The organism is Roseovarius sp. MMSF_3350, assembly GCF_030733425.1.
GTDB lineage: Bacteria > Pseudomonadota > Alphaproteobacteria > Rhodobacterales > Rhodobacteraceae > Roseovarius.
In genome coordinates, this window is record NZ_JASHIZ010000006.1 from 150,500 (window position 1) to 166,768 (window position 16,269).

Consider the following 16,269-nt stretch of genomic DNA (forward strand, 5'->3'; position numbering starts at 1 on the left):
CACGACCGCGACGCGCGAATTACGGAACGGTATGGCGCGATCACGCGTTCACACAAAAACGTGAGGTTCAATATGCGTCGTTTGATTGCCGCCGTTTTGAGTATGTTCGCCACGGTGGTTCATGCGCAGGACGACACTGCCGATACCCCCGGCCCGAGCTTTGAATCCTTCGGTTATGTCCGATCTGGTTTCGGGATAAATGCAGACGGCGACCGGCAGGTCTGCTTTCAACTTCCGGGCGCACGGGCGAAATACAGGCTTGGCAACGAATGCGAGACCTATGCCGAGCTTGGCGGGACATTGACTTTCGGCGCAGAGGGCGGCGGACCGGAGGTGGCGCTGACCTTCCGCGGAAGTCTGCTTGCCACGCCGCTCAATGCCTATGACGATGTCCAGTTCTTCGGCGAGGAAGCCTGGATCGGGGTGTCGAAGTTCACGGATACGGGGGCCATGTCGGGAGCGGAAATCTGGGCCGGGCACAGGTTCTACAAGCGTCAGGATGTGCATATCAACGATTTCTACTATTGGGACGCCACCGGCAGCGGGCTTGGGGTGACGGGTGTCGATCTCGATTTTGCCAAGGGGTCGGTCGCGCTGTTCTTCGCAAGTGCCGGCGATATCGAAACAGCGCTGGACGGCACACCGTATATCCGTCTCGACACGCGCCTCGAAGAGATCGCGCTGGCAGAGAACACCGACCTGACCGTCGGGCTGGACTTTCGCTTTGCCGATGAAAGCGGGCTGGCCAACGACGGCGGCGGCATGATGACCTTTCAGGTCGATCACGAAACAAAGCGCGGTCAGAAAGTCGTGGTGGCCTTGCAGACCGGTTGGGGGGCAGGGCGCAGCCTGTCTTTCGCGTCAGATCCACAGGCGGCCAACAGCGACATGTCGGCCCGGTTGGTCGGATCGTACCTTTGGAACGCAACCGACAGGTATTCCGTGATGGCCACGGGTGTGGCGGAATGGCAGTCGGACGATCGAAACTGGTATTCGATCGGTGCGCGCCAGATCTGGCGCCTGAACCCGAACAACATCTACTTCGCCTTGGAAACGGGTCTTGATCACGTCGTGCCCCAAAGCGGCGACAGCCGCACGCTGGGAAAGATCACCGGCGCGCTGGAATGGCGTGAGGGTCCGAAGTTCTTCGACCGCCCGAGCTATCGCGCCTATGTGACCTATGCCGGATGGGACGACGGGGCGGAACAGGCGGGCATCGCGCCCGGCGTTTCGGGCCGCGACGGGCTGAGCATCGGGCTTCAAGTCGAACATTTCTGGTAGGCCGGGCGTTGGTGACCTGAACGAGCTAAAGGCCCGTCGCGCCGTTGCGAGGCCGCGCAGTGCTTTCAGGGGTCTACCGAGAACGGTCTCGCAGGAGGACCCTGTATGAATTTCGATATGAGCGATGTTTCTATCATGGTGTCGCTTGAACAATGGATCTCGGGCCTGCCCGAGGGTGTCAGTGCTGCGATAGTGCTGACCCTCGTCGCCTGCGCGGCGCTTTTGGTGCACGCGCTTTTGTACCGGGTTCTTCTGGCGCGGATCGAAAAGCGGTTCGACATGACGCGTTCGCTGCTGCGCCGGGCGCGCCGGCCGCTTCGCCCGGCCTTTGTCCTTGCGGCGCTGATCTTTGCGGTGCCACGCACGGATCTCAGCAATCGGGCGGAAAACACGCTGGAACATGCCGCGCTTGTTCTGCTGATCATCCTCATCGGCTGGATGCTGATCGTGCTGACCAACCATTTCGCCGATCGCTCGAGCCGGCGCTTCAACTTCAACGTCGATGACAATCTGACCGCGCGCAAGCATGTCACCCAGTTGCGGCTGCTGAAGCGCACCACGAACATCATCATTGCACTCGTCACGGCGGGGGCGGCGCTGCTGACCTTTGACGAGGTTCAGGAATACGGGGTCAGTCTATTTGCCTCGGCGGGCGCGGCCGGCCTGATCCTGGGCCTGGCGGCGCGCCCGGTCCTGACCAATCTGATCGCCGGTATCCAGATCGCGATTACCCAGCCGATCCGGCTGGAGGACGTCGTGATCGTCGAAGAGGAATGGGGCTGGGTCGAGGAAATCTTCGCCACGTTCGTCGTCGTTCGGATCTGGGACAGACGGCGCATGGTGGTGCCGCTGTCCTACTTCATCGAAAAGCCGTTCCAGAACTGGACGCGGGAGAGTGCGCAGGTGATCGGCGTGGTGACCTGGGACCTCGATTACACGGTTCCGGTCAAGGAAATGCGCGACAAGCTGAGCGATTTTCTGGAAGAGAGCAAGCTGTGGGACCGCGATGTCGCCAACTTGCAGGTCGTCGAGACGGGTGGGGAGACAGTCAGGATCCGCGCCCTGATGACGGCGCGCACCTCGCCGATGGTGTGGGACCTGCGCTGCGAGGTGCGCGAGAAGATGCTTGAATGGCTGCGCGCGGCCTATCCCCAGTCGCTGCCGCGGATGCGCGGCGAATTGCACGTCGGCGGCGGGCCGCAATCAGAGCAGACGCCGGAGGTGTCCGCCGAGCGTTCATTCTGAGCGCTGCGTATTTCATCACATCACAGCCCGAGAGGAATCTAGCAATGGTCGACAAGGTCGCAATCGTAACCGGCGGAACCGCCGGAGTGGGCCGCGCGGTGGTCGCGCGACTGCTCGAGGATGGCTATCGTGTGGGCGTGATCGCGCGGGGTCAGGGGCGGCTTGACGCGCTGCGCAATGAGGCGCCCGAGGGACGCGTCGCCACCGTGGCCTGCGATGTGGCCGACGCCGATGCCATGATGGCCGCCGCAACGCGGCTCGCCACGGATCTCGGTCCGCCTGTGGCGTGGGTCAATTGCGCGATGCTGACGAGCTTTTCACCCTTTGCCGAAATGACGGCCGAAGAATTCGACCGCATCGTTGCGGCGACGTTCGGCGGACAGGTCAACGGAACACGCGCGGCGCTGTCGGTGATGGACAGCCATAGCGGCCAGCCGGTCATCGTGAACGTGGGATCGGGTTTGTCCTATCGCGCGGTGCCGCTCCAATCGGCCTACTGCGCCTCAAAGCACGCCATCAACGGGTTCACCTCGTCGTTGCGATCCGAGTTGATCCGCGCCGAGCATCCTGTGCGGTTGTCGCTGGTTCAACTGCCCGCGCTCAACACGCCGCAGTTCGACTGGGCCAGACACCGCTTGCCAAAGCAACCGCAACCGGCGCCACCGATCTATGACCCCGACGTTGCGGCCAAGGCGGTCATGCGGGCGATCGAGTCGCGGCCGCGCGAATTGTTCGTCGGCCAATCCGTGCTGAAGCTGGTGCTGGGGGACATGGTCTTGCCGGACTGGCTGGACCGCAAGATGGCCGACAGCGGGACGCAACAGCAGAAATCCGAACGTGAGGCCACGGGCGACACGTTGGACGGCAATCTTTATGACCCCGACCCGGACTATCCGGCAAATGCACGCGGCAGCTATGGTGAGAAGGCGAAAGACAAGGGCGTGATCCTGGATGCGGACCGGGTGCGCCTGGCCGTCTTCGCAGGACTGCCCGCAGTGACATTCCTGATCGGCCTGTTGTTAGGATAACCGCCACAAGCCCGCGGCGCGGGGCGGCAGGCGGTCGGCGGAGACGGCATTTTCCGTTGCCAACAGACATTCGCCGGTGATGCCGGAAATAGGCCGCTGCTGCTCGGTGCCGAAGTTCATCGCCACCACGAAGGACGCGGCATCACAGCTTGTACGCAGGTAAAGCAGATCGTCCTTCGCCTCGATTGCCTCTATCCGTCCGTCGGCAAAGCGGTGAGCGCGGCGCAGGTGAAGCAGGATCTTGTAGAAGTTCAGCACCGAGCCGTTGTCCTGAGACTGCGCCTGAACGGAGGCGCCCTCGGACCAGCGCATCGGCAACCATGGGGTGCCGGAGGTAAAGCCGAAAGCGTTGCCCTCTTCGGTCCAGGGGATCGGGACGCGTGGCCCTTCGCGACCCGGGCCGTCGGGCCAGAACATCAGATCGAAAGGATCGGTGGTTTCCTCGCGGCTCAGATCGGGCTGGGGCAGGCCAAGCTCCTCGCCCTGGAAGATCAGCCACGGACCCGGCAGGCATCCGGCAGCCATCGCGAGAAACCTGGCGTCGCGCGCGCTGCCGTCGCCGAAGGTTGAAACATGACGCGCCTGGTCATGCGAAGACAGCCACATCGTCAGACGCCCGGCCGGTTCCCCGCGGCGGGCCGCTCGGTCGAGCACGTCGGCGATCACCCGGGGCGTGAACCCGCGCTCCCGGAAATCGATCGTATAGGTCGTGTCGAGACGGCCCTTTTCGGTGAACTGCCGGGCAAGTTCGACCGCCTCGTTGCCGACATTGATCTCCCCCAGAAGATAGGCGTCCTCCCCGGCCCAGTCGCGCACCTTGTCGCAATAGGCGGCCCCATCGCCGGGCAGCAGGTCGTATTTATGGTCCTGCCGCGCATAGGGGCTGAAAGAGGGTCCGGCCACGCGTTCGCGGACGTCGGGCGTGGCGACGGGATTGTCGGCAAAGGTCTCATCGTGAAGATAGGCCGAAATCGCATCCATACGGAAGCCATCGACTCCAAGGTCGCGCCAGAACCGCATTTGAGCCTTCAGCGCTGCCTGAACGTCCTCGTGACGCAGGTTGAGGTTGGGCTGGCAGGCGAGAAACTGGTGCCAGTAATATTGCTCGCGCCTATGGTCCCATGTCCAGGCCGGAGGGCCGAAATAGCTCATCCAGTTGTTAGGCGCCGTGCCGTCCGGCTTGGCATCGCGCCACACGTACCAGTCGTCGAACCCGTCCTGCCGGTTGGCACTCTTCTCGAACCAGACGTTGCGATAGCTTGTGTGGTTCAGCACCTGGTCCGTCAGGACGCGCAGCCCCAACTCGTGGGCGCCATCGATGATACGGCGTACGGTATCCAGATCCCCCATTGCCGGGTCCACGGCACAGTGGTCGATGATGTCATAGCCGCCGTCTTCCATCGTCGAGGCGTAGAACGGCGCTATCCAGATGGCGTCGACACCGAGGTCGGCCACATGGTCGAGCCCGTTCAGAACGCCCTGAAGATCACCCGTGCCCGAGCCGGTGGTGTCGCGGAACGAGCGCGGGTAGATCTCGTAGATGACGGGGCAGCGGGGCCAGGGCTCAGGCGGCAACGATCGCCCCGCCATTGGGGTGAAGCGTCTGGCCGCTGAAATAACTGCCGTCGGATGAGGCAAGGAAAAGGAAGGCGGTCGCCACCTCCCAAGGCTGGCCCGCACGGCCCATGGGCACATGGCTGCCGAAATCCTCGACCCCTTCTGGCGGCATGGTTCCGGGAATGAACGGCGTCCAGATGGGTCCCGGCGCGACGGTGTTGACGCGGATGCCTTTCTCGACCAGCGCCTCGGCCATGGAGCGCGAGAAGGCCAGCGATGCACCACGCGTCGTGGAATAGGCCACGAGCGATGCGTTGCCCTTGAACGCGTTGACGGAGGAGGTGTTGACGATGGCGGCACCCTCGCCCAGATGAGGCAGCGCGGCCTGCGTGACGAAGAAATAAGCCATCACGTTGCTGTCCATGGTACGGCGCAGGGTTTCCTCGTCGAGGTCTTCGGCGCCACTGTCCAGCCACTGCTGAGCTGCGTTGTTGATCACGATGTCGAGTTTGCCGAACGTATCGACGGTGCGGGACACGACGTTCTCTGCGTGATCCTTCTCGGCCAGGTCGCCCCGGATCAGCAATGCCTCGCTGCCTTCTTCCTCGACCAGGCGCTTGGTCTCTTCCGCGTCCTTGTCCTCATAGAAATAGGCGATGGCAACCTTCGCGCCCTCTCGCGCGAAAAGAACCGAGATCGCCCGGCCGATACCGCTGTCGCCGCCCGTGATCAGGGCGACCTTGTCCTTCAACTTGCCGACGCCGGGGTGGCGGGGCGCGTAATCCGGTGGCGGGTCCATTTTGTGCTCGTCGGCAGGCATCTTGTCCTGCGCCTGGGCGGGAATGTGCATGTTCGTGCTCATGATGTGCTCCTGCATCCGGGGGTGATGATACTTGCCCGTAGAACAAACCGGTGGCGCATGTGGTTCCTGCTTCAACCTCGGAACCGGGCCGATTCCGAGCCGTTGATTGCAGAATTGCGAACATACGCCATTTAATCAGAAGGAAAGGACGGATTTATGGATCTTGGTATCAAAGGCAAGACGGCCCTCGTCACCGGAGCGTCGGGCGGCATCGGTCGCGAGACCGCGAGACTACTGCACGAGGCGGGGGTGGATTTGACACTGACCGCCAAGCATGCCGATGACCTGGGGACCGTGCCGGGGGAGTGCGACGCGCGCGCCACTGCCGCGGACCTGTCCTCGAAGGCCGGCGTGGATGCACTTGTCGACGAGGTGGGAGACAGGTTCGACATCCTGATCCATCTGGCCGGGGTCACCGGTGCAAAGGGCGATCCTCTGACCATGTCCGAAGAAGACTGGGATCACGCGCTCAATACGGATTTCCTGTCGGCGGTAAGACTTGCCAGGCACGTGGGGCCAGGCATGGTGGATCGCGGCTGGGGTCGGATGGTGTTCGTCACGTCCGAGAATGCCGCGCAGCCCTATCCCGAAGAGGCTGTCTACAACAGCGCGAAATTCGCCGTGTTAAGCTATGCCAAGAGCGTGGCGATGCAGCATTCGGGCAGTGGTCTGCTGGTGAATTGCGTGGCGCCGGCCTTTATCGAGACGCCGATGACCGATGGCATGATGGAGAAACGCGCCGAGGCGGAAGGTGGCTCGGTCAAGGATGCGGTCGACGGTTTCCTGAAGGAGGAACGGCCCTTCCTGACGCTGGAGCGTCGGGGTCAGCCCGAAGAAGTGGCGCCGGTCATTGCCTTTCTGGCCAGTCAGCGCGCCTCGTTCGTCACAGGCGCGAATTACCGGGTTGATGGCGGGTCTGTGGGATCGGTCGATATCTGACACCGGTACCTGGTGCGCGGGGCGCGATCTTTGCGCCCCGCGCGTGACGTGCTTACCAGAACCACCAGATCATGCCGCCCATGCAGACGATCAGAAGTATCGAAAGCAGGGTCCGGTCCAGGTATATCGGGCTTTCGAGCTGGAAGAGTTCCTCGCGCGCTTCCTTCGCATTCCAGACAAGATCCTCGACACCTTCCTTTTCCGACTGGCGCGTGGCTGCGGATATGCCGAAATGCAGGCCGATCGCGATGAACATCATGATCGAGGACATGACCGTGTAGTGTATTTCCGGCAGGCCGAGATTGGACCAGATGTCATAGACCTCCTTGGTGATGAAGATCGGCACGCCCACGACCAGCCCGAAGAGGATCGTCCAGAAGGCGCCGTTCCCGTTCAGCCAAGGCACGAACAGGCCCAGGATGTAGACCACCACGATCGGCGGGATGATATAGGACAGCGACGACTGGAAGTAGGAGAAGAGCGACTCGAACCCCGCGATCATCGGGGCGTAGATCGCGCCGATGACCATGCAGATACCGGTCACCACCTTGCCGATCTTCACGTAGGTCTGTTCGTCCAGGTCAGGCTTGAGCGGCTTGACGAAGTCGAGCGTGACCAGCGTGCCGGCGGAGTTGAGCGCGGAGTCGAGCGACGACATGATCGCCGCGATGAGGGCGGCCATGATCAGCCCGCGCAGCCCGATCGGCATCAGTTCGAACGCAAGCGTCGGAAAGGCCAGGTCGGGCGTCGACAGATCGGGGTAGAGTTTCAGCGCGATCAGCCCGGGCAGGATCATCAGAAACAGGTTCGGGATTTTCAGGAAGCCCGCGAACAGCGCGCCGATCTGCCCTTCTCGCAGCGATTTCGCACCAAGTGTACGTTGCACGACGAACTGGTTGATCGTCCAGTAATAGAACCCCAGCAGGATCACGCCCCACAAGCCCGTCCACGGCAGGAAGTCGTTCGAGGCCGGCAGGATCAGGTGTTTCTTGCTGTCGTCGAGATCGGTGAACAGTTCCTGCCAGCCGCCGACTTCGTCGAGGCCGATCCAGAACAGGACCGCGGCCCCCACGATCAGAAGGATCGCCTGTACCGTATCGGTGACAACCACCGCCGACAGGCCGCCCAGAATGGTGTAGATGCCGGCGACCAGCGCCAGCACGGCGACGGCTGTCCAGAGGTTGAGGTAATCGGTCACGTTGGCGATCACCAGCCCGCCCGCGTACAGCGCGCCAGCCGTGTCGATGAACATGATTGCGAGGATCGTGAAAAGCGAAAACGCCCGCCGGGAGCGGACGTCATACCGTTGTTCGAGAAACTCAGGGACGGTGGATACCTTGGCCTTGAGATAGCTTGGCAAGATGAACACCGCGAAGATGACGAGGACGAAGGCCGCGGTCCACTCGTAGTTGAAGATCACGACGCCGTTGTCATAGGCGCCGCCCATCAGTCCGACGAAGCTGGAGCCCGACATGTTCGAGGCGAACAGCGAGAACCCGATCAGATACCAGGGAATGGTTCGCCCGGCGAGAAAATAGCCCTCGGAGCCGGACCCCTTGTTCTTGCGCGAGACATAGATGCCGTGCGCCACCACGCCGATGAAGTAGACAACGACAATTGCGTAATCAATCCAGCTTAGCGAGAAATTTGCTTCTTCCATCGTTGATACCTCAAGTCTTCGTGATCATGGGTGATCAACCAAAGACAGTCGGCATGGTTCCAAAATATAAATATTCTCAATGTCTTAATCTGTCTTGGTATCGTCCCGAATTAACCCGGTAACCAGCCGGGGGGCGATGCCTGTGTGTGCGCCGGATCGTCGGGGCAGTCCCGTCCGTGGCGCAGTTATGTCACCTCCGGCGGGTCCGCCCAGAAATGCGGGACGCCGCCGCAGTAGCTGATGACGTTGTTGGTGGCGTCGATGGCCTCCCACTTCAGCGCGTTGGAAAAGCCGATGCGCGTCGGATCACCGTCCTCGCTCGCGGCGGGCAGGACGCCGGAGTAAAGGCCCTTCAGGACGCGCTTGGATAGATCCTCGGGCAATGTGTCCTCTCGGCCCAGAACGTCGCGGGTTTCGGGCGAGAGGGCATCCGTCAGGTTGGCGAAAAGATGACGTGGCAACGCCTCGACACCCGCATGCGCGGCAAGGCGCGTGGCAATGTCGATATGGGGTGTTTGCGCTGCGACATGGGACGAAGCGGTTGCGCCGAACAGGATCAGGCTGCTGCCGCTGATCATGACCTCGCGGCGGGACAAGTGATGGTTCGTGCTCTCGGTCATTGCTCATCCTCCGTCGTGGCATATGCGGCGAGGTAGGCCGAAAGGTCGGCGATCTCGTTGTCGGTCAGGCGTTCGGCGTAGGCCTGCATCCGTCGCAGCCCCCCCGTATCGCGTTCGCCGCTGGCAAAAGCCCGCAAGGTGCCGGCCAGATAGGTTTCCGGCTGACCGTGTATCCAAGGGGCATCATGCGCCCCAGTCTCAATGCCGTCTTCGTCGGCGCCGGGAAGAACATGACAGGACGCGCAGGGTGCGATCCCGCGCTCCCAGGCACCTTCGGTCATGAGGCGGATCGCATCGGCGAAGCGCTCCTCACGAGGCTGCGGCGCGAGTTCAGGTGGGGGTGCATCGGCATACATGCGTGACATTGCCGGCGCGCCCTCTGACCCGAGCGCGATCGCCGTCCGACGCATCTGCGGATGGGTGCGCGTGCCGGACCGAAAAGCGGCGAGTTGTTCGATGAGGTAGTTGACCGGTTGCCCGTTGAGGACGGGATAGCGCGGCGCCTCCGTGTTGGACAGGCTGTGACAGGAGGTGCAATTCAGCAAGATGTCGGACGATTGCGACGCTGCCGTACCCGGCGTCAGGAGTGCCACGCCTGCGGCGAGGAATGCGCTTGCTCGGTACGTTGCTGTCATGCCGCCATCTCCGCTGATTGTCCGGTCAACGTGCAGTCTGCGCAACCGTTCCAAGAATATCGGAACCCGGGTGACGCGGCGCGTGTTGTCATTCTGGCACGGGACGTTTCCAGGAGGACCGCGGTGGCGATCATTGAAGTGGAGTACGAGCCCGACATCGTAGTGGTCGGCGCGGGCGTCGCCGGAGGAATGGTGGCGGACAAGGCCTCTGCCGCAGGCCTAAAGGTATTGATCCTTGAATCCGGCCCACGCCTGAGGCGAGAGGACCTGGTGCAGAACTGGCGGCACTCGGCGCGCACGGATTTCATGGCGCCGTATCCACAACCCGCCCATGCACCGGTGCCGGATCCCAGCAACTGGGGCAACTATCTGATCCAGACCGGCCCGGACCCGTATAATCAGCAATTCGTCCGCGGTGTCGGCGGCACGACATGGCACTGGGCCGCGGCGACCTGGCGGTTTCTTCCGAACGACTTCAAGCTGAGGGGGCTTTACGGCGTCGGTCGCGACTGGCCCATCGGTTACCGCGACCTGGAACCCTATTATCTGGAAGCGGAAACTCTCATGGGCGTCGCGGGACAGCCGGGCGAGGGCCTTGCACCGCGCAGCGCGCCCTTTCCGATGGAGGCAATGCCTGTCAGCTATATGGACCGGGTGATCGCCGAACGGCTGAACCCGCACGGGTATCTCATGCAGACCGAGCCGGTGGCCCGCAATCGCGAACTCTATGACGGGCGGCCGCCCTGCTGTGGCAACAACAATTGTATGCCGATCTGCCCCATCGGGGCGCAGTACTCGGGCAACCTGGCTGTCGAGAAGGCAGAGCGCCAAGGCGCAAGGGTGATTACCGAGGCGGTCGCGCATTTCATCGAACAGGACGCGAATGGCGACATTGTCGCGGTCCGGTATCTGAAACCGGACCGGTCGGAACATCGCGTGCGTGCGCGCAGCTTCGTTCTGGCGGCGAACGGGATCGAGATCCCACGGCTGATGCTGATGTCTGCCGGTGAAGATGCGCCGGAGGGTATCGGCAACAGTTCCGGGCAGGTGGGGCGCAACCTGATGGATCACCCGGGCACGCAGGTGGTCTTTGACATGCCGATGCCGGTCTGGCCCGGGCGGGGACCGCAGGAAAATACCTCGATCCTGAAATTCCGGGATGGCGATCATCGCCGCCGGATGTCCGCCAAGAAACTGCACCTTTGGAACGGGTCATCGGTCGACGGCGTGGCGGAAGAGGCCATCGACGAAGGTCTTACCGGCGAAGCCCTTGCGACCGCGGTGCGTGACAGGGCCGCCCGCCGCTGTGCCATCGCCAATTTCCACGAACAGTTGCCGGATCCTGAAAACCGGCTGACGCTGAGCCCGGACAAAACCGACCCGCTGGGCCTTCCGCGCCCGAGTATCCACTACAGCATCGGAGACTACGTGCGGGACAGCGCCCAGCATACGGCCGGCATGTTCCGCGACATCGTTGACAAGCTGGAAGCGTCGCTGGTCAGCATCGAAGATGGCAGCGAAGGCTTCCGGCCCAACAATCACATCATGGGCAGCACGATCATGGGGGACGATCCGACGGATTCGGTAGTGGACGGTGACTGCCGCAGCCACGATCACCCAAACCTCTACATCGCCAGTTCGTCGGTGTTTGCCTCGGGGGCCTGCGTGAATTCCACACTGAGCATCGCCGCGCTGTCCTTGCGGATCGGTGATCGCGTTGTGGCGGATCTGACCTGATCAGATCACGTAAATTACAACACCGACCAGAAGCATCAGCACCGCCGCCGCCGCGACGACCAAAGCGCCGTCAAGCGTCAGGATCGCGATCGTCAGAAGAGAAACGCTTGCCGCGACGAAAGAGGCCGAGAACGGGATGACCTCGAGAAACGGCATCGTCATTCCGCCCAGCATGCACAGAAAGAACAACAGCCGGGCTCCGATCCCGGTGGTCAGAAACGACAATCGCTTGTGAGTGTGTCGCTCCAGGAACATCAGCGGACGGCGCACCTTTTCCAGCCCGTCGTAAAGCTTGTCGCCTTCGACATTCCGTCGCAAGATCTTGCCGGGCAACCACAGGCCGCGACGTCCGATGACGGCCTGTGCCGAGATCAGCGCGATCATTATGCCGCACAGCGCCGAAAGGCCCGGTATGCCGCTGAGCGGTGTCGTCGCCACAACGGCAGGCAGGAAGATCAACGCGGCCGTCCCGGCGCGGCCGAGCGCCTCGACAACGTCGCCGACGCTGACCTGATCATTGGCTTTCGCGACGTCCTCGACGGAGTCGAGAATATCGGACAACGATCTGGGGACGCCATCGGAATTGCCCTCATCGGCATTGCTCATTGGGAACTCCCGCCTCCGGATGGTCCTGCATACGCTTCGGATGCAGCCAGTGAGTCAACACGTGGTAGCATATACAGTTCCGGCAGAACGCGGGCCGCCGTGGCTCGTCCGTCAGGGAACCATGTCGGCGCACCGGCGTTGAAACGCCATGCTCAGGAAGAAAGCCGGTCAGCCTTGAGCGCGTTCACGACCTCCACCGCGCTGCGTGCCCGCCCTAATGTCGTAGCCATGGCAATGGCCCAGCAGGCGATCGTGCTTCTCGCGGTTGTCGGGGCGCCGTTGATTGCCGGCGTGGCCTTCGCGGAGTGGAATTTCGTCCTGTCCCTGACGCCGCAGGCAATACTCCTGACGCTGGTCGCATTGCGGTACCGCGCGCGGGCGTTCCCACAAGACCTGCGCCGGGTCGAAGCCTTTGTGGTCTTCGCATTAATATTCGTTGTCGCCAGCCTGTTGGTCGCCCCGCCTTTCATGGCGCTTGGGATGCCGCCACTGGATGCGGTGTTCGAGGCTGTGTCGGGTATCACCTCGACCGGGCTGAGCCTTGCGGTTGGCGCCGAGGACTGGCCCATCCCGGGGCATCTCTTGCGCGGCTGGATCCAGTGGTGCGGCGGTTTCGCCATCGCCCTTGCAGGCTTGGCAATCTTTGCCGGCAGTTCGGGCGCGTCCCTGTCCATGAGCAGCACGAACATCACCGACCGAGATAACCTGTCGTCGATCAAGGCACAGGCCCGGCAGGTCTTGCTGGCCTATGTGGCGCTGACAAGCGTTGCGATGGTCCTGTGCCTTTTGCTGTTGCCGAACTGGTGGGAAGCCATCAGCGTTGCCTTGGCGGCTGCGTCGACCGGCGGGTTCTCCCCCCGTGCCGACAGCCTGGCCAGCTATTCCTATCTGGCGCAGGGCGTGGTGATCGGCATCTGCATCGCGGGGGCGGTATCATTGCTGTTCTATATCCGTATCTGGCGCGACGGCCTGCGCCTTGCGCTGGGCAAATCCCATGTTCTGGCAACATTGGGGCTGATGGCGGGCGGTGTCACGATCTTCGCGGTTGTCGACCTGGCGGTGAACGCGCCAAGCCTGGTCGAACTTTATTCCGGGGCCCTCAATTTCCTGAGCGGGTTCAGCACGGCGGGGTTTTCGACCAACGAGGTGTCGAGCCATATCGCACTGCTGCCGATGCTGCTGCTCGCGATGGTGATCGGCGGCGACCTGGGGTCGACGGCGGGCGGTATCAAGGTCGCCCGGCTTGTCGTGCTGTTGCAGATGGTCAGGCTGAGCCTGCTGCGCGTGCGGGTCCCGGCAAGTGCGGTCACCTATCTGCGCGATGGTGGCGACAAGGTCGCGGTGGACCGGGTGATCGCGGTCACCGCGCTTCTGGTCACCTACCTGGCGGCGGTTCTGATCTGCTGGGTGATATTCCTGGTTTCGGAAATCCCGCCACTCTCCGGTCTGTTCGACGTCGTGTCAGCCCTGTCGACCGTGGGACTGATCCAGGGCGTCGTCGCGCCGGACCTCGCGCCGCACCTGAAAGTGACGCTGATCGTGGCGATGCTGCTTGGCCGGCTGGAATTCATCGCATTGATCATATTGTGCCTTCCCGGCACCTGGATGAGAAGGACCTGACCCATGAGGATTATCGTTATCGGAGCATCGAGGCTTGGCGAGGCGGTGGTGTCGCAACTTTTGGATAACGGGCACAACATCGTTCTTGTGGACCGGTCGCGCGAGCGGCTGGACGACGTGTCGGATCGACTGGATTGCGGGTTCATCGAAGGCGACGGCACCTTGCCCCGGACGTTGCGCGACGCCTATGGCGACGGGGCCGATGCCTTGATGCTGATGACCAACCAGGACGACGTGAATATCCTGGCCGCCGTGGTTGGCCAATCGATCGGTTTCCAGCGCGTGGTTCTTCAGATCGTGCAGTCGCAACTGCTGGAAGTCTGCGAGGAACTGGGCTTTGAAGACGTGGTGACGCCCCATACCACCGTTGCGTCCTCGATCGCCCACTCGTTGGAGAACGAAGAGCGTGTCTGGTCGCAGCTCGGGATCATCGAGGGGGTGCACTTCACCACCTACCCCGTGCCGGAAGAACTTGTCGGCAAGACCCTGGATGAACTGGACATGCCTCGGTCCGCGCGGGCGGTCGCGATCGCGCGGACCGAGGAAGATGCGATCCTGGACGCGGACGAAAAGCTGAAGGAGGGGGACAAGGTGCTTGTCGCCGCCGGCAGCAATGTCGGGGAAGGTCTGCGAAAAATGTTCGGAGCGCAGGAGGATTGAGCCAGGCCGCTACATCTCGTTGCGGATCTGGCCATAGGCAAGCACGGCAAAGAGCCCGGTGCCGCCAAGGATGTTGCCGACCAGTACAGGGGCGATATGCAGCGATAGCGCGGTCAGCAGGCCCATTTCCCCGGCGAGGACCAAGACGAAGATTTCGTTCGAGCCTGCGATGACATGGGTGAATTCCCCGGCGGCGATGAGCCAGGTGAACATGACGATCACGAAGACCTCGGTGCCCCTGGCGGACGGCAGCATCCAGACCAGCGCGGCGATGAAGAATCCCGCCGGTATGCCGCGCAACAGCGCCTCGAGCGGCGACAGTTCCGCAAGGTGACGCGAGATGGCGAAAACGGCGTCAAGGATATCGGGCGTCAGAACGTTCGCATGGACGGCGATCGCGGCGGTCAGGAAGGTCCCGGCCAGGTTCGCCACGAGCACGACGCCCCAAAGGCGCGCCGTGCAGATCAGGCGATGTCGCGATATCTGCGCCAGAAGCGGCAGGATGACGGTGATCGTGTTTTCGGTGAACAGTTGCAGGCGTGACAGGATCACCAGCACAAAGCCGAACGTATATCCAAGGCTTCCGATGGCGGAAAGATACGGGTGGTCCTCGCCCAGATTCACGCGCAGAATTGCGACCGCGAGGACCGATGTGGAAATGCCGATCCCCGCGGCAATACCGGACCACCAGAGCGAAGTTGCCGGGCGCTCGAGCTCTTCCTGACCTTCGCGCAGGATGATGGAATAGACCGTCAGCGCCGAAAGCCGCCCGTTTTCCGCCACCCTGTCGCGTTCCGGGCCCGTCAGGATTTCTTCCGGCGGTGACGTGGCGTTTTCGCGTTGCTCACGCTTCTCGGCGCGTCCGCGGGACCGCGCATGCGCCTCGGTTTCACCGGGGCGGGGGTGTTTCTTGTCCGTAGGGGGCATCTGGATTCCTTTGCCGGTACAGCCAAGTGGAGCGTCAAAAGTTCCATTTGCAGGCACAGTCCTTGCGCCGGGATCGTGCGATCGGGACAGAAGCGGACGCGCCTGCGGCACCGATTGTGCGATTACTGGAACCTGATGTGGATGTTTGAGGTTGATCTAGGACGGAGCGTTTCACATCACGAGGATTTTTCATGACTCACCCCTTTTCTCGCCGGGCCGTGCTCCTTGGTCTTGCCGCGACAAGCGGCGTTGCTCTGGCCAAGCCTCAGCATGCGTTTGCGGCCCTGGACGATCAGCCGTTCGCCTTTCTGACCGAAACCGAGGCGCGGATGCTGGCGGCACTTTGCGACACGCTCATTCCCGAGGACGAATACCCCAGCGCAAGCCAGGCCGGCGTGGTCGATTTCATAGATTTGCAAATGGCCGGACCCTACGGGAACGGCGAGGGGCTGTACATGAAGGGTCCTTTTTTCGAGGGCAAACCGTCACAGGGCTACCAGCTGCCATTGCTTCCGTCGGAGTTGATGCGCGAGGGGCTGTCGCGGCTTGAACAGGCGGAAAGCGGTTTTGCCCTGATGGAAGATGCACGGCGCAACGACGTCGTCACGGCCATGTCGGAGGGCGAGCTCGATATGGGCGACCTGCCCTCGGACGCGTTTTTCGACGAGGTCTGGAAGCTGACGAACCAGGGGTTCTTCGCCGACCCCATCTATGGCGGCAACGAAAACTATGCCGGCTGGAGAATGGTCGGGTTCCCCGGTGCACACGCCTATTATCAATCTTTCGTGGACAAGCACAACGTGGCGTATCCCAAGGCGCCGATGGGCATCAACCATCAGCCTGGCGGCGATGGCGACCTGCCCGTCGCCCCGGTACGCAAGGAGCCCTGAGG

Annotated in this window: 15 protein-coding genes; 8 read left to right on the top strand and 7 right to left on the bottom strand. The window is 62.5% G+C overall.

Annotated elements, in window-relative coordinates; translation table 11 throughout:
• Positions 1-102 precede the first annotated feature (102 nt).
• From RBB31_RS08050 to RBB31_RS08060, 3 genes are all read left to right on the top strand, one after another.
• The gene (locus tag RBB31_RS08050; protein ID WP_306128761.1) at positions 103-1,281 is read left to right on the top strand and encodes a carbohydrate porin; all 1,179 of its coding nucleotides are present in this window, start codon (positions 103-105) and stop codon (positions 1,279-1,281) included.
• A 117-nt stretch (positions 1,282-1,398) separates the two neighbouring features.
• Positions 1,399-2,526, top strand: a complete 1,128-nt coding sequence (locus RBB31_RS08055) for a mechanosensitive ion channel family protein (protein WP_306128762.1) — start codon at positions 1,399-1,401, stop codon at positions 2,524-2,526.
• A gap of 44 nt (positions 2,527-2,570) precedes the next feature.
• The gene (locus RBB31_RS08060; RefSeq protein WP_306128763.1) at positions 2,571-3,554 is read left to right on the top strand and encodes an SDR family oxidoreductase; all 984 of its coding nucleotides are present in this window, start codon (positions 2,571-2,573) and stop codon (positions 3,552-3,554) included.
• On the opposite strand, the gene RBB31_RS08065 is transcribed toward RBB31_RS08060, so the two are convergent.
• Together RBB31_RS08065 and RBB31_RS08070 are read right to left on the bottom strand one after the other, a co-directional pair.
• On the bottom strand, positions 3,546-5,129 hold the full coding sequence (locus RBB31_RS08065; RefSeq protein ID WP_306128764.1) for an alpha-amylase family glycosyl hydrolase: 1,584 nt from the start codon (positions 5,127-5,129) through the stop codon (positions 3,546-3,548). The genes RBB31_RS08060 and RBB31_RS08065 overlap by 9 nt on opposite strands.
• Positions 5,119-5,973 (bottom strand): SDR family oxidoreductase, encoded by an 855-nt coding sequence (locus RBB31_RS08070; protein ID WP_306128765.1) that lies wholly within the window; start codon positions 5,971-5,973, stop codon positions 5,119-5,121. Before RBB31_RS08070 ends, RBB31_RS08065 begins: the two co-directional genes overlap by 11 nt.
• 156 nt (positions 5,974-6,129) lie before the next feature.
• Between RBB31_RS08070 and RBB31_RS08075 the strand changes: the two genes are divergently transcribed.
• The gene (locus RBB31_RS08075; protein WP_306128766.1) at positions 6,130-6,912 is read left to right on the top strand and encodes an SDR family NAD(P)-dependent oxidoreductase; all 783 of its coding nucleotides are present in this window, start codon (positions 6,130-6,132) and stop codon (positions 6,910-6,912) included.
• A gap of 52 nt (positions 6,913-6,964) precedes the next feature.
• On the opposite strand, the gene RBB31_RS08080 is transcribed toward RBB31_RS08075, so the two are convergent.
• The 3 genes from RBB31_RS08080 to RBB31_RS08090 all read right to left on the bottom strand — a co-directional run bounded on the left by RBB31_RS08080 (position 6,965) and on the right by RBB31_RS08090 (position 9,785).
• The gene (locus tag RBB31_RS08080; protein WP_306128767.1) at positions 6,965-8,572 is read right to left on the bottom strand and encodes a sodium:solute symporter; all 1,608 of its coding nucleotides are present in this window, start codon (positions 8,570-8,572) and stop codon (positions 6,965-6,967) included.
• Between the two features lie 185 nt (positions 8,573-8,757).
• On the bottom strand, positions 8,758-9,192 hold the full coding sequence (locus tag RBB31_RS08085; RefSeq protein ID WP_306128768.1) for a hypothetical protein: 435 nt from the start codon (positions 9,190-9,192) through the stop codon (positions 8,758-8,760).
• Positions 9,189-9,785 carry a c-type cytochrome gene (locus RBB31_RS08090; protein WP_306128769.1) on the bottom strand — a complete coding sequence of 199 codons (597 nt, stop codon included), beginning with the start codon at positions 9,783-9,785 and terminating at the stop codon, positions 9,189-9,191. The genes RBB31_RS08085 and RBB31_RS08090 overlap by 4 nt, the downstream gene beginning before the upstream one ends.
• Before the next feature lie 165 nt (positions 9,786-9,950).
• Between RBB31_RS08090 and RBB31_RS08095 the strand changes: the two genes are divergently transcribed.
• A complete protein-coding gene (locus RBB31_RS08095; RefSeq protein ID WP_306128770.1) occupies positions 9,951-11,564 on the top strand; it encodes a GMC family oxidoreductase in 1,614 nt (537 codons plus the stop codon).
• On the opposite strand, the gene RBB31_RS08100 is transcribed toward RBB31_RS08095, so the two are convergent.
• Positions 11,565-12,170, bottom strand: coding sequence for an exopolysaccharide biosynthesis protein (locus RBB31_RS08100; protein ID WP_306128771.1), 606 nt, complete (start codon positions 12,168-12,170; stop codon positions 11,565-11,567).
• 174 nt (positions 12,171-12,344) lie between these two features.
• On the opposite strand from RBB31_RS08100, the gene RBB31_RS08105 reads away from it, so the two are divergent.
• Together RBB31_RS08105 and RBB31_RS08110 are read left to right on the top strand one after the other, a co-directional pair.
• Complete coding sequence (locus tag RBB31_RS08105) at positions 12,345-13,790, top strand: TrkH family potassium uptake protein (RefSeq protein WP_306128772.1); 1,446 nt, start codon at positions 12,345-12,347, stop codon at positions 13,788-13,790.
• A 3-nt stretch (positions 13,791-13,793) separates the two neighbouring features.
• On the top strand, positions 13,794-14,450 hold the full coding sequence (locus tag RBB31_RS08110) for a TrkA family potassium uptake protein (protein ID WP_306128773.1): 657 nt from the start codon (positions 13,794-13,796) through the stop codon (positions 14,448-14,450).
• A 9-nt stretch (positions 14,451-14,459) separates the two neighbouring features.
• Here the strand turns inward: RBB31_RS08110 and RBB31_RS08115 are convergent, their stop codons facing one another.
• Entirely contained in the window at positions 14,460-15,377 is a 918-nt protein-coding gene (locus tag RBB31_RS08115; protein ID WP_306128774.1) for a formate/nitrite transporter family protein, read from the bottom strand.
• A gap of 191 nt (positions 15,378-15,568) precedes the next feature.
• Between RBB31_RS08115 and RBB31_RS08120 the strand changes: the two genes are divergently transcribed.
• Positions 15,569-16,267 (top strand): gluconate 2-dehydrogenase subunit 3 family protein, encoded by a 699-nt coding sequence (locus RBB31_RS08120; protein WP_306128775.1) that lies wholly within the window; start codon positions 15,569-15,571, stop codon positions 16,265-16,267.
• Positions 16,268-16,269: the final 2 nt, after the last annotated feature.

Excerpts from the sequence above, each read along its gene's own strand:
- RBB31_RS08070 (WP_306128765.1), bottom strand. The coding sequence starts at position 5,973 with ATGAGCACGAACATGCACATTCCCGCCCAGGCGCAGGACAAGATGCCT.
- RBB31_RS08120 (WP_306128775.1), top strand. The coding sequence starts at position 15,569 with ATGACTCACCCCTTTTCTCGCCGGGCCGTGCTCCTTGGTCTTGCCGCG.
- RBB31_RS08050 (WP_306128761.1), top strand. The coding sequence starts at position 103 with ATGTTCGCCACGGTGGTTCATGCGCAGGACGACACTGCCGATACCCCC.
- RBB31_RS08100 (WP_306128771.1), bottom strand. The coding sequence starts at position 12,170 with ATGAGCAATGCCGATGAGGGCAATTCCGATGGCGTCCCCAGATCGTTG.
- RBB31_RS08115 (WP_306128774.1), bottom strand. The coding sequence starts at position 15,377 with ATGCCCCCTACGGACAAGAAACACCCCCGCCCCGGTGAAACCGAGGCG.
- RBB31_RS08080 (WP_306128767.1), bottom strand. The coding sequence starts at position 8,572 with ATGGAAGAAGCAAATTTCTCGCTAAGCTGGATTGATTACGCAATTGTC.
- RBB31_RS08085 (WP_306128768.1), bottom strand. The coding sequence starts at position 9,192 with ATGACCGAGAGCACGAACCATCACTTGTCCCGCCGCGAGGTCATGATC.
- RBB31_RS08055 (WP_306128762.1), top strand. The coding sequence starts at position 1,399 with ATGAGCGATGTTTCTATCATGGTGTCGCTTGAACAATGGATCTCGGGC.
- RBB31_RS08075 (WP_306128766.1), top strand. The coding sequence starts at position 6,130 with ATGGATCTTGGTATCAAAGGCAAGACGGCCCTCGTCACCGGAGCGTCG.
- RBB31_RS08060 (WP_306128763.1), top strand. The coding sequence starts at position 2,571 with ATGGTCGACAAGGTCGCAATCGTAACCGGCGGAACCGCCGGAGTGGGC.
- RBB31_RS08110 (WP_306128773.1), top strand. The coding sequence starts at position 13,794 with ATGAGGATTATCGTTATCGGAGCATCGAGGCTTGGCGAGGCGGTGGTG.